The organism is Pandoraea communis (assembly GCF_902459745.1).
GTDB classification, from domain to species: Bacteria; Pseudomonadota; Gammaproteobacteria; order Burkholderiales; family Burkholderiaceae; genus Pandoraea; species Pandoraea communis.
Genome location: NZ_CABPSJ010000004.1, coordinates 564,509 through 580,001 on the forward strand (window position 1 = coordinate 564,509; position 15,493 = coordinate 580,001).

The window sequence follows — 15,493 nt, forward strand, 5'->3', positions numbered from 1 at the left end:
GGCGTCGCGTGAGCCCGCGCGACGCCTTGCGCACTCAAGCCCGACCACGCCCCCAGAGACGCCCTTCGACGTAGCCAATGAATCCGTCCCGCCCGTTTATTCTCCGACCGGTCGCCACATCGTTGCTGATGCTGGCGATCCTGCTCGCCGGTTTCGTCGCCTACCGGTTGCTGCCGCTCTCGGCACTGCCGGAAGTCGACTATCCGACCATTCAGGTGGTCACGCTCTATCCGGGGGCGAGTCCGGACGTCATGACCTCGTCGGTCACGGCTCCGCTGGAGCGCCAGTTCGGCCAGATGCCGGGCCTGAACCAGATGTCCTCGACCAGCTCGGGCGGCGCATCGGTGATCACGTTGCAGTTCTCGCTCGACCTCGGGCTCGACGTCGCGGAACAGGAAGTGCAGGCCGCCATCAACAGCGCCAGCAACCTGCTGCCGAGCGATCTGCCGATGCCGCCGATCTACAGCAAGGTCAACCCGGCCGACACGCCGATTCTGACGCTGGCGATCATGTCGAAGACCATGCCGTTGCCCAAGCTGGAGGATCTGGTCGACACCCGCGTCGCGCAAAAGATCTCGCAGTTGCCCGGTATCGGTCTGGTGAGCATTTCGGGCGGACAGCGTCCCGCCGTGCGTATTCAGGTCAATCCGCGTGCGATCACGTCGTATGGACTCAGTATCGAGGACGTTCGCACGTCCATCGCGGCGGCCAACGTCAATCAGGCGAAGGGGAGTTTCGACGGTCCGCTGCGGGCCTCGACCATCGACGCCAACGACCAGCTCGCTTCGGCCGACGAGTATCGCAATCTCGTGATTGCCTACAAGAACGGCGGCCCGATCCGGCTTTCCGACATTGCGGAGGTCGTCGACGGCGCCGAGAACACCAAGCTCGCCGCGTGGGCCGATGCCACGCCGGCCATCGTGCTGAACGTACAGCGCCAGCCCGGCGCGAACGTGATCGAGACGGTCAACAAGGTCAAAGCGCTGTTGCCGCAGTTGCAGGCCGCGCTGCCGGGCAGCATCGACGTCAAGCTGCTCACCGACCGCACCACGACGATCCGCGCCTCGGTCTCCGACGTGCAATTCGAACTCATTCTTGCCGTCGCCCTCGTGGTGATGGTGATCTTCCTGTTCCTGCGCAACGTCTCGGCAACCCTCATCCCGAGCGTGGCTGTGCCGCTGTCGCTGGTCGGCACGTTCGGCGTGATGTATCTGGCGGGCTTTTCGATCAACAACCTGACACTCATGGCGCTCACCATCGCGACCGGCTTCGTGGTCGACGACGCCATCGTGATGATCGAGAACATCGCGCGTTACATGGAGCAGGGGGAAAAGCCGTTGCAGGCGGCGCTCAAGGGCGCGGAGCAGATCGGCTTCACGATCATTTCGCTCACGTTCTCGCTGATCGCCGTGCTGATTCCGCTGTTGTTCATGGGCGACGTTGTCGGTCGCCTGTTCCGCGAGTTTGCGATCACGCTGGCGGTGTCGATTCTGATCTCCGCCGTGGTCTCGCTCACGTTGACACCCATGATGTGCGCGAAGCTGCTGCGTCACGTGCCGGAAGAGAAGCAGGGCAAGTTCTATCGCAAGACCGGCGAGATATTCGACCGCATCATCGCGAAGTACGGCGAATGGCTCACGTGGGTGCTCGACCGTCAGTTCGCGACGCTGCTCGTCGCGCTGGGCACGCTCGTGCTCACGGTGCTGCTGTACATGTGGGTGCCGAAGGGTTTCTTCCCGGTGCAGGACACGGGGGTCATCCAGGGCATCTCCGAAGCGCCGCAGTCGATCTCGTTTGCGGCGATGGGCGAGCGGCAGCAGGCGCTGGTCGCTGCGGTGCTGCAAGATCCGGCCGTCGAATCGGTGTCGTCGTTCATCGGTGTGGATGGGGTGAACGCCACGCTCAACAGCGGGCGTCTGCTCATCAACCTGAAGGACAAGGGCGTGCGCGGGATCGACGCCTCGGAAGTCATCCGGCGCATTCAGCCCGAAGCCGCGAAGGTGCCTGGCATCACGCTTTACATGCAGCCGGTTCAGGATCTGACGATCGAAGACCGCATCAGCCGCACGCAGTACCAGTTCACGCTGCAAGACCCCAGTCTGGATACGCTTGGCGTCTGGGTGCCGAAACTCGTCGACAAGCTGCAACACATGCCGCAACTGGCTGACGTCACGAGCGATCTGCAAGTCAACGGCCTGCAAGCGTACGTGGAGATCGACCGCGATACGGCGAGCCGTCTGGGCGTCACGCCGTCCGCCGTTGACCAGACGCTTTACAGTGCGTTCGGCCAACGGCTGATTTCGACGATCTATACGCAGGCGTCGCAATACCGCGTGGTGCTCGAAGTGGCAGAGGACTTCCAGCGCGGGCCCGACGCGCTCAAGGGCATTTACGTCGCGTCCTTGTCGGGCGTGCAGGTGCCGCTCACGTCGTTTGCGAGGGTCGTGGAAAAGCCCACACCGCTGGCGATCAACCATCAGGCGCAGTTCCCGTCCGCGACGATCTCTTTCAACCTCGCCCGCGGCGCGTCGCTGGGCGACGCCGTGAAGGCGATCACCGCGGCCGAGCAGTCCATCGGCCTGCCGGTGAGTACACAGACGACGTTCCAGGGCGCGGCGCAAGCGTTCCAGGCGTCGCTCTCGAACACCTTGTGGCTGATTCTCGCGGCGGTCGTGACGATGTATATCGTGCTGGGCGTGCTCTATGAGAGCTACATCCACCCGATCACCATTCTGTCGACGCTGCCGTCGGCCGGCGTGGGCGCGCTGCTGGCGCTTATGGTCTCCGGCAACGACATCAGCATCATCGCGATCATCGGCATCATCTTGCTGATCGGTATCGTGAAGAAGAACGCCATCATGATGATCGACTTCGCGCTCGAGGCGGAGCGCCAGCATGGCATGGCGCCGCGCGAGGCGATCTATCAGGCGTGTCTGCTGCGTTTCCGTCCGATTCTGATGACGACGATGGCGGCCGTGCTGGGCGCGCTGCCGCTCATGCTGGGCGCCGGGGTGGGCTCCGAGTTGCGTCAGCCGCTGGGCATCACGATGGTGGGCGGGTTGATGGTCAGTCAGGTGCTGACGCTGTTCACCACGCCGGTGATCTATCTGTGGTTCGACCGTTGGGCCGCGCGGGCGCGCGCCTGGCGTGAGCGGCGCTTCGGACCGTCGGACGATCACGAGCAAGGCGATCATGGCGATCACGGCAACCCGGGCGGCGGCGCAGGCCCGGTCACGACGGACGGCCCCGCACAATGAACCTGTCGGCCGTCTTCATCCGGCGCTCGGTCGCGACCGTTCTGCTCACCATCGGGGTGACGCTCGCGGGCATCGTCGCGTTCGGGCTGCTGCCTATCTCGCCGCTGCCGCAGGTCGACTTCCCGACGATCTCCGTTTCGGCCTCGCTGCCGGGCGCCAGCCCCGAGACGATGGCCGCGAGCGTGGCCACGCCGCTGGAGCGTTCGCTTGGCCGTATTGCCGGCGTGACGGAAATGACGTCGAACAGTTCGCTGGGATCGACGCGCATCACGTTGCAGTTCGATCTCTCGCGCGACATCAACGGCGCGGCGCGCGACGTGCAGGCGGCGATCAATGCCGCACGTAGCCTGCTGCCGTCGGGGTTGCCCAGCAACCCGACCTATCGCAAGGTGAATCCGGCGAGCGCGCCGGTGATGATCATTGCATTGACCTCCGAGAGCATGACGCGCGGGCAGATGTACGACGCGGCGTCGACCATCCTTGCGCAGAAGCTCTCGCAGCTCGAAGGCGTGGGCGATGTGACGGTTGGCGGCAGCTCGTTGCCGGCGGTGCGCGTCGAACTCAACCCGACAGCCCTCAACAAGTACCAGATTCCGCTCGAGACGGTGCGTACGGCAATTCAGGCGGTCAACGCGAACCGCCCGAAGGGTGCGCTCGAAGAGGGCGACCGGCGCTGGCAGATTCTCGCCAACGATCAGGCGAAGACGGCGAAGGAATACCTGCCGGTCATCGTCGCATATCGGGAGGGGCGGCCGGTGCGTCTGGCCGATATCGCCGATGTGGTCGATTCGGTTCAGGACTTGCGCAATGCGGGGTCGGCCAACGGCAAGCCGTCGGTGCTGCTCGTCATCACGACGCAGCCCGGCGCAAACATCATCGAGACGGTCGACGGCATCAACAAGATCCTGCCGAATCTGCGCGCCTCGATTCCGGCCGCGATCAATCTCGACGTCGTGATGGACCGCACGCCGACTATCCGCGCGTCGCTGAGGGAAGTCGAGCGCACGCTGCTGATTTCGATTGCGCTCGTGATCCTGGTGGTCTTCATCTTCCTGCGGAACTGGCGGGCAACGCTGATTCCGAGTGTGGCCGTGCCCGTCTCGCTGATCGGCACGTTCGGGGTGATGTACCTGTGCGGCTTCAGTCTCGATAACCTCTCGCTCATGGCGCTCACCATCGCAACGGGCTTCGTGGTCGACGACGCCATCGTGGTGCTGGAGAACATCTCGCGCCATATCGAAGAGGGGCTGAGTCCGTTCGCGGCGGCGCTCAAAGGCACGCGCGAAGTGGGCTTCACTGTGCTTTCGATGAGTATTTCGCTGATTGCGGTGTTCATTCCGCTGTTGATGATGGGCGGCATTGTCGGCCGGTTGTTCCGTGAATTCGCGGTCACGCTCTCGGCGGCCATCATGGTTTCGCTGGTCGTCTCGCTCACGACCACGCCGATGATGTGCGCACGTCTGCTCAAGGGCAAGCCGGCACCGGGTGTGCCGGCCGGCACGGCGCCCCTCGCACCGGAGCCGCCGCCGCGCCCGTCGCTCTGGACACGCCTGGGCGCCTGGACCGAGCGCGGGTTCGACGCGATGTTGCGCGAGTACGAGCGCTCGCTGTCATGGGCGCTGCGCCATGGTCCGCTGATGCTGCTGATTCTGTTCGCAACGATCTGCCTGAATGTGTGGCTGTACACCGTCGTGCCGAAGGGCTTCTTCCCGCAGCAGGACACGGGGCGGATGATCGGCTTCATTCAGGCCGATCAGGCGATTTCGTTCCAGGCGATGGAGAAGAAGCTCGCCGACTTCATCAAGATCGTGCAGGCCGACCCTGATGTGGCGACCGTCACGGGCTTTACCGGCGGCTCGAACCGCAACGGCGGCTCGATGTTCGTCACACTCAAGCCGTTGGGCGTGCGCAAGCTCTCGGCCGATCAGGTCATCGCGCGCTTGCGCAGCAAGCTGGCGAAGGAGCCGGGCGCGATGCTCTATTTGCAATCGGTGCAGGACATTCGCGTGGGCGGGCGCTCCAGCAATGCGCAGTATCAGTACACGTTGCAGGCGGACGATCTTCAGCAGTTGCGCGAGTGGGAGCCGAAAGTGCGCAACGCGATCTCGCGTCTGCCGAACCTCGTCGACGTGAATACCGACCAGCAGGACAAGGGGTTGCAGACGACGCTCGACGTGGACCGCGATCAGGCGTCGCGCCTCGGGCTCACGATGAGTCAGATCGATAACGTGCTCAACGACGCCTTCGGGCAGCGCCAGGTCTCCACCATCTACAACCCGCTCAATCAGTACAAGGTCGTGATGGAGGTGGCGCCGCAATGGTGGCAAAGCCCCGAGTCGCTCAAGGACATCTATGTGGTGACGTCGGCGGGGGCGCAAGTGCCGCTCTCGGCGTTCGCGCGTTACCACCCGACGAACACCGCGCTGGGGGTGTCGCACCAGGGGCAGTTCGCGGCGAGCACGATTTCGTTCAATCTGCCGCCGGGGGTCTCGCTGTCCGAGGCACAGGCGTCGGTCAAGGATGCCGTGGGCCGGTTGGGCATGCCCACGTCCGTACAAGGCAGCTTCCAGGGCACGGCGCAGGCCTTCCAGTCGGCCCTGTCGTCGCAGCCGATCCTGATCCTGACGGCGCTGCTCACGGTGTATATCGTGCTGGGCGTGCTCTATGAGAGCTACATCCATCCGCTCACCATCCTGTCGACATTGCCGTCGGCGGGCGTGGGGGCGTTGCTGGCCCTGCTGCTGTTCAACACGGAGTTCAGCATCATCGCGCTCATCGGCGTGATTCTGCTGATCGGTATCGTGAAGAAGAACGCGATCATGATGATCGACTTCGCGCTCGATGCCGAGCGGCGTCGGAACATGTCGCCGCGAGACGCCATTTATCACGCGTGCGTACTGCGCTTCCGGCCGATCATGATGACGACGATGGCCGCCATGCTCGGTGCGGTTCCACTGGCACTGGGCACCGGCGACGGCGCGGAGTTGCGTCAGCCGCTGGGGATCTCCATCGTGGGCGGCCTGCTTGTGAGCCAGGTGCTCACGCTCTACACGACGCCGGTGGTGTATCTGTATCTCGACCGTGTGCGCGTACGCTGGGCGCGACGGCGTGCACGTGGCCAGACCGGCCATAGCGACGTTGGGGAGGTGGGCCGTGGCTGATGCCGTTCGTCGCCCGCGCTGCGGGCTTTCCTGTGCGCTTCCCGACGTGCTTCCCGACGTGCTTCCCGGCGTGCCACCCGGCGCGTTCTCCGAAACTTCCGTCCCGGCCGATGGGCCGATGTATGCCATGTCCCAACCCCTGAAACGTCAAGTCTCCACCGTTCGTTCTCGCGCGGGAACTGCCGCGCCAGCGCGGCAAGGGCGGGGCGGGGCGGCATCTGTGCATGCGCGCCGTACCGCGACATTCCTGGCCGCGAGTGCTGTGTTATGGCTCGCGGGCTGCGCCGTAGGGCCGGACTATGTACGCCCCGACGTCGAGGCGCCGGCTGCGTTCAAGGAGACCGGCGACTGGAAGCTGGCCGAGCCCGGCGACGCGATGTCGAAGGGCGAGTGGTGGGCGATCTATCAGGACCCCGTGCTCTCCGAATTGATGGCGCAGGTCGACGTCAACAACCAGAACATCAAGGTTGCCGAGGCCAACTACCGCCAGGCACTGGCCGTGGCTTCGCAAGCCCGTTCTGCCTTCTTCCCGACGATTGGCGCCGATGCGGGCCTCACGCGCGCCAGCTCGCGTGTGAGCAACACGGCGGTGAGCGGATCGGGCGTGGGCGGCATCTCGAACAGCTATAGCCTGTCGGGTACGGCGAGTTGGGAGCCGGACATCTGGGGCAGCGTGCGTCGCTCGGTCGAGGCCGGTAACGCCGGCGCCGAGGCGAGCGCGGCCGATCTGGCCAATGCACGTCTGTCGGCGCAGGCGTTGCTCGCGCAGAATTACTTCGACCTGCGGGTGACGGATGCGCAGAAAGCGTTGCTGGATCGCACGGTCGCTACCTATGAGCAAACGCTCAAGCTGACGCAGAACCAGTACGCTGTCGGCGTGGCGCAGCGCTCGGACGTGATTCAGGCGCAAACACAATTGCAATCGGCACAGGCGTCTGCGATCGATATCGAGGTGACGCGGGCGCAACTGGAGCACGCGATTGCGCTACTCGTCGGCAAGGCCCCGGCGGCGTTCGCGCTGACGGTCGCGCCATTGCGCGCCGCATTGCCGCCGGTGCCGGTCAGCCTGCCGTCGACATTGCTGGAACGCCGGCCTGACATCGCGGCGGCAGAGCGGTCGGTGGCGGCGGCCAACGCGAAGATCGGTGTGGCCAAGGCGGCCTTCTTCCCGGCGCTCACGCTCGCGGCGACGGGGGGGTTCCAGAGCAGCAGCTTCGCCAACTGGCTGACGCTGCCGAGCCGCTTCTGGTCGGTTGGTCCCGCGCTGGCGGCTACGCTCTTCGACGGCGGTTTGCGCCGTGCGCAGACCGACGCGGCCATTGCTGCCTACGACGCGCAGGTCGCGACCTACCGTCAGACCGTACTGAGTGCGTTCCAGTCGGTCGAGGATAATCTCGCCGCGCTGAACTATCTCGGGCGAGAGTCCGTCGTGCAAAATCAGGCCGTGCAGTCGTCACGCGACGCGCTGCAACTGATCCTCAATCAGTACAAGGCGGGTACGGTCAGTTTTCAGAACGTGTTGACCGCGCAGGCGACTGCGTACACCACGGAGCGTACGGCGTTGACGATCCTCGGCCGTCAATTCACGGCAAACGTACTGCTCGTGACGGCACTTGGTGGTGGTTGGCATGGACTGCCGGCCGAGGGAGCGAACCGTGGTGCTCCGGAGGTTGGGGCGATGTCCGACGTCGCGAGCCCGGCCAAAAGCGGTGACGCACAAGAATGATGCGCAGGCAGGGCACCCTCGCTACCGGCCGGCTGCGTTCGCCTTCAACCGGCAAGCGCTGCGCACCTCATATCGTCCGGCGGCGCATTTTCCGACGCATGTGAGAGCGGCCGCGAGCGCGCACAGGCAGCCTCCAACGGGCACAGCATCTGTGCTCGACCGCCTGGACGACGAGGAGGCCGCCCAGCTCGACATGATGTTGTGCCCCCCCTCCCTAGCTGACAACCGACTATCGTTCGGGTTCCGGCGTCGCAGTGGCTCGCATTACAATACGGCCCGAACGCGTACGGCATTAGTAGAAGATCACGTTCACATTTGGCACGCGTTTTTGGACAAGACCAATAAATCCAGAGGATTTTCCCGTGGTTTTCAGCAGCATCGCCTTTTTGGGATTGTTTCTCCCAATCACTTTGGCCGCGTACTTCCTGACGCCCCGTCCGTGGCGCAATTTCACGCTCGCGCTGGCTAGCATCGTCTTCTATGCCTGGGGCGAACCTCGCTTCTTGATTTTGATGATCGTCTCCATCGGAATCAACTTCCGTTTGGCCATCGGCATCGATCGGGCAAAGAATCGGCGAAGAATGGTTGGTTGGGGCGTGGCCATCAACCTCTTTGTATTGGGCGTGTTCAAGTATGCGGCTTTCATCGTTGATAATCTGAACGCGGTTTTGTCCCCGCTTGGTGTGGCCCCACTTGTGTTGCGACCGCTGCCCTTGCCAATTGGCATTTCGTTCTACACCTTCCACGCGATCTCATACCTGGTCGACATCTATCGGAGAAACGCACAGCCGAATCGAAGCATCGTCGACTACTGCCTGTACATCACGCTGTTTCCCCAACTGGTCGCGGGCCCGATCATCCGATACAAAGACATCCAGTCGCAACTTCGGGCACGAGTCGCCCGCCTCGACGACGTGTCTGCCGGGGCGCTGCGCTTCACGATGGGTCTCGCGAAAAAGGTGCTTATCGCCAATCAGCTCGCGATAGTGGCCGACGCAGGCTTTAACGTGCCGCCCGGCGAATTGTCCGCGTCCGTCGCCTGGTTTTCCCTCCTGTGCTACACGCTGCAGATCTACTTTGATTTCTCTGGGTATTCCGACATGGCGATTGGACTGGCGCGCATGTTTGGTTTCCGGTTTCCCGAGAACTTCAATTACCCGTATGCAGCCAAGTCGATGCAAGATTTCTGGCGCAGATGGCACATCTCCCTGTCGACCTGGTTCCGCGACTACGTGTACATCCCACTTGGTGGTAATAAGGACGGCGCCCGCAGAACGCTGTGCAACCTCTGGATCGTCTTCCTTCTCACTGGATTCTGGCACGGCGCAACTTGGAATTTCCTGCTTTGGGGGGCCGCGCACGGTACCTTGCTGACACTGGAAAAGATCGTGCCATCGAACGTCGTTTCGAGATCCGGCGTCTGGCGATGGGCTCGCCACGGCTATGTCGTTCTGGCTGTCATGTTGACGTGGGTGCTATTCAGAAGCGACACCACCACGCACGCCCTCAACTACTTCGGCGCGCTCGTCGGCATGCCAACGGCTACCGAACCTTCAGTGACCGTGTCGATGCTCTTTTCCACCCACCTTGGTTGGCTTATACCGACCGCCGTCATGTTGGCGGCTGGCTTCTACCCTTGGGCACTTGAACGCTTCGCGCCGGTCCGTGATTGGCTCGTCGCGCGCAGCGTTGACGGTTTCGTGGCGGCAGCATTTGTTGCGCCAGCGCTAATCTTTGCAGCTATGTCGATCGCACTCGGGCAGTACAACCCGTTCATTTACTTCCGCTTCTGATCCGACATGCTTGAAAACGCAGAACTCCGCCAACGGGCACAACGGTCCTACACCTGGCTCAGGAAGCTGAACCGGGCGGCCGTGCCGCTCGTATTCTTCGCGCTTATCGCGCTCCCCATTGTTTGGTTTGGCCGCGCCAGTTTCACCCCGGCCCCACTTCACGAAAACCGAGTACTGGAACCGTTCCCAGACTTGTCGCTTCATTCGCTGCAGCGGCTCGAGCGCTGGTTCAGCGATCGCTTCGGAATGCGTGACGCACTCGTGTATTACGGGTCGCGGCTCCAGATGGCACGCACTGGATCTCCGACGAACCAGGATGTCGTCGTTGGCCCTAACCAGTGGCTCTTCTACGATCAATACTACGTGCCCGGCCAGCCTCATTTTGCCGATCTGCAGGGCAAGGACCCACTCTCGCAGGGGCAGCTACGCGAAATTACCGAGAATCTGCGAGTTACGCAAAATGCCTTGGCGGCATGCCGCATTCCGTTCTATCTCATCGTGGCGCCAGATAAGCAGTATGTCTATCCAGAACAACTTGGCGTTCACGTACGCGCCGGCGTCACCATGCAGTTGGACCAGCTAATCGACTATCTCAAGGTCGAACTCCCGGAACTCCGTCTTGCGGATCTCAGACCCGCCCTGGTAGACGCAAAGCGGACTTCGCCATACGAAATGTACAAGCGTACGGATACGCACTGGAATTCCCTGGGGGCGTTCTATGGCTATCGGGCGTTGGCCGATCGGTTCGTCCGGGACGGCATCATTCCGTCAGCCCCGGCGGCAACGTTGGACGCCTGGACAGTCACGCAATCGCCGTTCGACCAGGGGGACATCGCCATTTCTCTGCTGTCTCTTCCTGGGTACTTCAAAGACTTCAACACCCACTTTGAGAAGCGCACGCCGAGACTTTCCCAATGGGTGGGCGCTCCAGCAGACGCGCCTCAACGCAACGACTCGATATTCAGCGAGAACCGCTCTGGACACGGGGGACTTCTGCTCTACAAGGACTCATTCAGTGGCGAGCTCATGCCGTTCATCGCCGAAGACTTCGCCAACACCTGGGCGTATCTTGGACGAGATATGGACGGCGATGAAGTTCGCCGACGCAAGCCCACTGTGGTTGCCTTGCAGATTGTCCAACGAAATATCAAAACGCTTAGCAACAGCCCACCGAAGAACATGGTGGACCTTTGCAGAAATTGAAAAATCCTACAGCGCCCCAGGCGTTTCACGCGTTGCAGGACGCTGAGGCATCAACACGCTGGAGGACCACAGAATGCCGTTCAACAATCCGACGGTTGACGCAGCAGCACGCTTCCGTATGGAGGCGATCGAGGCAATCGTCTCGCGTAACCCCCGCGGCAGACCATGGTGATGGCGGAGAAGTTTGTGCGCACCCAGTGCTATCGCAAATGAGTCGCTGAGTGGGAGACAACGCTCGGGTCAATGACAATTCGACGAATATCGCGCATGACAACACCGCCTCGGCCCTGCAGAGCATCGAAGCGCTTCGAACCGCTATCATGGGGCTAGACTTCAAAACTCCGGCCGCATCGACGGCGAGGCCATTGCTCGAGCACTCTGTCCATCCTTCGAGGTTGGCCGGCAGGGGGCGGCCCCCAATCAAAATTTCATTGACATGAAACTCTTGGCTATTTCCGGTAGCGCACGCCGGAACTCCACCAATACTGCGTTGCTGATGGCGATGAAGGACTTCGTCCCGGCCGACGTCAAGCTGTCTGTTTTTCATCGCCTGGACACCTTGCCCGTCTTCTCACCTGACTCAGAGGGAAACAATACACCGCAGCAAGTCATCGAGTTTCTGGAACTCGTATCAGCTTCCGACGGCATCATTATCTCGAGTCCCGAGTATGTAAGAGCGATTCCAGGTGGCCTGAAAAATGCAATCGACTGGATGGTTTCTCGATTTGAAACCGTTGGAAAACCCATCGCTCTTGCACACGCATCTCATCGAGGCGATGAGATGCTTGCATCTCTGCGGCTTGTGCTTTCGACCGTTAGTGACGGCTTCCTTGAGCCCTTGTTCCTACGGATCCCTCTTATCGGTAAATCTCCAGAGGAGATTGCCGATGTGCTGTCTCTACGCGGGTATGGGGCACAAATATCGGCGTTCTTGTCTGACTTCGTGGAAGCCATCCGTCCAACCTGTGGCGAACAGGCTGGTTCGTTCTCTTGATCCGATCTCGGTGTTTAAGGTAATTCCGAACTTCACAATCGGAATGCCGGAAACGCCCGTGGTAAATCCTTCTGATGCCGGTGACGCGAGTAGCACGAACTGCCGTGCCATGCGGCCAAGCAATTTCACCTCCGGGCGAGTGCCGTCAAGCCGTTAGGCTGCAGTGCCCGCTCTATCGGGCAGCATGCGGGCGTCTCGCCCGTTGACCACACCGCGTGGCAGGAATGCCCGTCCGAATCGACTATGTGACGTTTCCCATCCGGTCGGCGTGATCCCTTTTTGCCAGAATGAACGCGCTTCGATGCGATGACAGGCGCGAAGCACCGTGCGCGCGTTGCGGCGGTGACGGTGCTGTCAGATGACGAAAAAAGAGAGGGGGCAACGATGACGATCAATGTCGTGGTCGCAGATGACCATCCGATTGTGCGTTATGGAATACGACGTCTGCTCGAAGAGCGGGAAATGATTCATCTGGTCGGCGAGGCGGGCAATTCGTCGGAACTCGTGAATTTGCTGGCCAAGGCGCCCTGCGACATTCTAGTGACCGATTTTTCGATGCCGGGGGGGAACTTCAAGGACGGGCTTTTTCTTATCGGTTACGTGCGCCGGTATTTTCCCAACATCAAGATCATCGTCGTCACGATGCTCGAAAACCTGGCGATTCTTCGCGGCATGCTCAAGCTTGGCGTGCATTCGATTCTCTCGAAGCTCGACGAGCAGAGTTCGATTGCCGACATCGTTTGTGTGGTGGCGGACGGCAGCCGATACATTCCGGCGGGGCTGGCGACAAGGCTGCACGACTCGGTGGTCGACGACGCCGAGATCGATGCGTCGAAACTCTCGGGCCGCGAGGTAGAGGTGGTGCGGCTGTTCGTCTCCGGCCTCACGATCAGCGAAATCGCGTTCCAGCTCAGCCGTAGCGTGAAGACGGTCAGTTCGCAGAAGACCAACGCCATGCGCAAGCTCGGGCTGGACCGTGACGTCGATCTCTATCACTACGCCATGCGCACTGGCATTACCTGAGGGACGGCTGCCGGCCCGATGCCCCAAATATCAGGCCGGCAACCGAATTCCCCGCATATCGCGCAGGATCAACTCGCCCGCCCGAAGCATCTGCTTGAGCTGATGCACCACCTGTTTGATTTCCTGAACGTGGGTCTCGGAGGCGTCCGGTTGCTGCTCTTGCGCGACGACCAGCGCGTCCAGACGCCGCGTGTAATCGCGCATCGCATCGCTCGCAGCCTGCGTGTCGGTCGGCACCGACGCCGCCGGTGCCGCGACCGCCTGCGAGAGCAGATCGCTGATGGCGGACACGACCTGCCCCAGCTCACCGCTCTTGTCGGCGGCAATCTGGCGCGGCAGCACATCGGCCATGCCGGTGATGTACGACGCCATCACATGGTTCTGCACCAATAGATCGTTGAGTTCACCGACTGAAACCTGTTTGGACTTCGGCTCAAGCATCATGCGTTTGAAGGCCGCGCCGAAATTCCCGAAGGCGATATGCATGTCCTTGCGCGCCATGCGATAGGCGAAGTCGTCACGCTTGCCCTCGCGACCGGCACACGATTCGAGATAGGCGCGCGTCGACTGCACGGCTTGCCGGATGAGCGGCCCCATCAGCCGGTATTCCCAGTAGGGGAACAGATACGAGCAGACCAGCGCCACGGCCGAGCCGATCAGCGTATCGATGGCGCGCTCGCCGATCACGGACAGCGACCCGGGCAACAGGAAGTGGAACAGCAGCAGCACGTAGGACGACATGAATACGACCGACAGGCCGTAGTTGAACAGCGACAAGCTGTTACCCATGACCATGCAGAAGAACATGAGCGCGAGCAGCATCCAGGGCTTGTGCACGAAGGACAGAATCAGCAGCACGCTGACGCAGCCCAGAAGCGTGCCGGTCAGACGCTGGGCGTTCTTCTGCTTGGTCAGGCTGAAGCCGGGCTTCAGAATCACGATGATCGTGAGCAGCACCCAATAGCTGTGCGCCTGTCCGGCGAGCAGTGACCAGTTCTCGCAAATCATGAGTCCGGCCGAAATGGCGATCGTCACCCGTAACGCGTGGCGAAAGCTCGGCGACGAAAATGTCAGATTCTTCCAGAGCAATTTCGGCGAGAAGCTCTGCCGTGACGTGAAACGCAGAAGTGCCTGATCGATCTGCACTTCGGTAGCCGCGCCCGCCGTCGCGAGGTTCGTGTTGCGGTGCATGCGCTCCACGATCCGCGTGCTGCTCCACACGCGGCGGAACGTGCTGGTGAGCGCCTGGTAGGCCTCGGGCGCACGCTGCGGCAGCGACTGCTTGCGCATCAGCTCGATCTCATACTCGATGGCGCGGAATTCCGCGCGCCAACTGCGTTGGGCTCGCGACGGTTCGTTGGTGGCGATGGCGTAACCGATGGCGTCCACTTCATTCGCGATCTTGCGGATCATGTCGCGGAAGAACAGAAGTACGTCGTTGTTGGCGAACTCTCGGCGCAGCATCGGATAGTCGGTGTGCACCGACACCACCACCTCATGCAGATCGACGATGTTGATGAACAGGTTGAACAGCATCGTGCGGCGCGGTTCGAGCGTGCCGCTGCGCAGGCGTGGAAGATTGCGAAGAATGATTTCGCGCGCAGCCTGCTGTTTTTCCACGACATTGACCTGCGACGCGATCAGGCGCCGGTAGCAGTCGTCGATATCGGTCGATGTATCGTAGAACGCCGCCTTGGCTTCCAGATACTCCGCCGTGACGAAGAAACACTCGGCGAGCGTTTGCTGTTCGATGCGAAACCACCAGACGCGGCAGACGATGAGACTGAAATAGGTGTACCAGAGACCGCCTGCCAGAACGGCGCCAGCGTCGAGCACCGCCTGATGTCGCGTCAGATCGGCTTCGACATTGAGCACCATCATCATCAGGCAGGCAAAGCTCACCATCGACGCGCGATAGCCGTAGACCACGAGCATCGACAGGCCGAAGGTCAGAATCAGCGAGGTGATCCAAAGCTGCCACGGCTGCGCCGCCGTGGCCATGCCGGTGATCAGGACGGTGAGCGCGCCGAGCAGCGTGCAACTGAGCAGTTCCGTGTGCTTGTGACGCAGTGGCCCGTTGATGTCGACCACACTCGCGCACAGGGCTCCCGAGGCGACTTCGATGCCGAGCAGGTGCTGGTCCATCCCCCAGAAGAGGACGAGGGCGGGCAGCACGACCCCCACTGCCTGACGAGTGCCGCTGAAAAAGTAATGGCTATATAGGAACTTCTTGATATCGGTCTGGTAGTCCATGCGTCGGGTGCGAGAGTTCCGCAGCAAAGGCGGCTACGCCAAGGGGTAGGGCGCGGCGCAGTGAGAGTCTAGCCGAAGCCCCG

General features: G+C 61.9%; 8 protein-coding genes. 7 read left to right on the forward strand and 1 reads right to left on the reverse strand.

Annotated elements, in window-relative coordinates; translation table 11 throughout:
* The first annotated feature begins 77 nt into the window (after window positions 1–77).
* The 7 genes from PCO31110_RS17300 to PCO31110_RS17330 all read left to right on the forward strand — a co-directional run bounded on the left by PCO31110_RS17300 (window position 78) and on the right by PCO31110_RS17330 (window position 13,157).
* Window positions 78–3,257: an MdtB/MuxB family multidrug efflux RND transporter permease subunit gene (locus PCO31110_RS17300; protein WP_150690971.1), complete on the forward strand. Its 3,180-nt coding sequence runs from the start codon at window positions 78–80 to the stop codon at window positions 3,255–3,257.
* A complete protein-coding gene (locus tag PCO31110_RS17305) occupies window positions 3,254–6,418 on the forward strand; it encodes a multidrug efflux RND transporter permease subunit (RefSeq protein ID WP_150690972.1) in 3,165 nt (1,054 codons plus the stop codon). Before PCO31110_RS17300 ends, PCO31110_RS17305 begins: the two co-directional genes overlap by 4 nt.
* A 127-nt stretch (window positions 6,419–6,545) precedes the next feature.
* Window positions 6,546–8,144 carry an efflux transporter outer membrane subunit gene (locus PCO31110_RS17310; RefSeq protein WP_246189875.1) on the forward strand — a complete coding sequence of 533 codons (1,599 nt, stop codon included), beginning with the start codon at window positions 6,546–6,548 and terminating at the stop codon, window positions 8,142–8,144.
* 362 nt (window positions 8,145–8,506) lie between these two features.
* Complete coding sequence (locus tag PCO31110_RS17315) at window positions 8,507–9,937, forward strand: MBOAT family O-acyltransferase (protein WP_010807056.1); 1,431 nt, start codon at window positions 8,507–8,509, stop codon at window positions 9,935–9,937.
* 6 nt (window positions 9,938–9,943) lie between these two features.
* A complete protein-coding gene (locus PCO31110_RS17320; RefSeq protein WP_010807055.1) occupies window positions 9,944–11,140 on the forward strand; it encodes an alginate O-acetyltransferase AlgX-related protein in 1,197 nt (398 codons plus the stop codon).
* Window positions 11,141–11,576: 436 nt separating this feature from the next.
* Entirely contained in the window at window positions 11,577–12,134 is a 558-nt protein-coding gene (locus PCO31110_RS17325; protein WP_150690973.1) for an NADPH-dependent FMN reductase, read from the forward strand.
* Between the two features lie 384 nt (window positions 12,135–12,518).
* On the forward strand, window positions 12,519–13,157 hold the full coding sequence (locus tag PCO31110_RS17330) for a response regulator (RefSeq protein ID WP_010807053.1): 639 nt from the start codon (window positions 12,519–12,521) through the stop codon (window positions 13,155–13,157).
* A 30-nt stretch (window positions 13,158–13,187) separates the two neighbouring features.
* Here the strand turns inward: PCO31110_RS17330 and PCO31110_RS17335 are convergent, their stop codons facing one another.
* Window positions 13,188–15,410 carry an FUSC family protein gene (locus PCO31110_RS17335; RefSeq protein ID WP_010807052.1) on the reverse strand — a complete coding sequence of 741 codons (2,223 nt, stop codon included), beginning with the start codon at window positions 15,408–15,410 and terminating at the stop codon, window positions 13,188–13,190.
* Between the last annotated feature and the right edge of the window lie 83 nt (window positions 15,411–15,493).

Coding starts and splice junctions, on each gene's coding strand:
- PCO31110_RS17300 (WP_150690971.1), top strand. CDS start 78: ATGAATCCGTCCCGCCCGTTTATTCTCCGACCGGTCGCCACATCGTTG.
- PCO31110_RS17305 (WP_150690972.1), top strand. CDS start 3,254: ATGAACCTGTCGGCCGTCTTCATCCGGCGCTCGGTCGCGACCGTTCTG.
- PCO31110_RS17310 (WP_246189875.1), top strand. CDS start 6,546: ATGTCCCAACCCCTGAAACGTCAAGTCTCCACCGTTCGTTCTCGCGCG.
- PCO31110_RS17320 (WP_010807055.1), top strand. CDS start 9,944: ATGCTTGAAAACGCAGAACTCCGCCAACGGGCACAACGGTCCTACACC.
- PCO31110_RS17325 (WP_150690973.1), top strand. CDS start 11,577: ATGAAACTCTTGGCTATTTCCGGTAGCGCACGCCGGAACTCCACCAAT.
- PCO31110_RS17330 (WP_010807053.1), top strand. CDS start 12,519: ATGACGATCAATGTCGTGGTCGCAGATGACCATCCGATTGTGCGTTAT.
- PCO31110_RS17335 (WP_010807052.1), bottom strand. CDS start 15,410: ATGGACTACCAGACCGATATCAAGAAGTTCCTATATAGCCATTACTTT.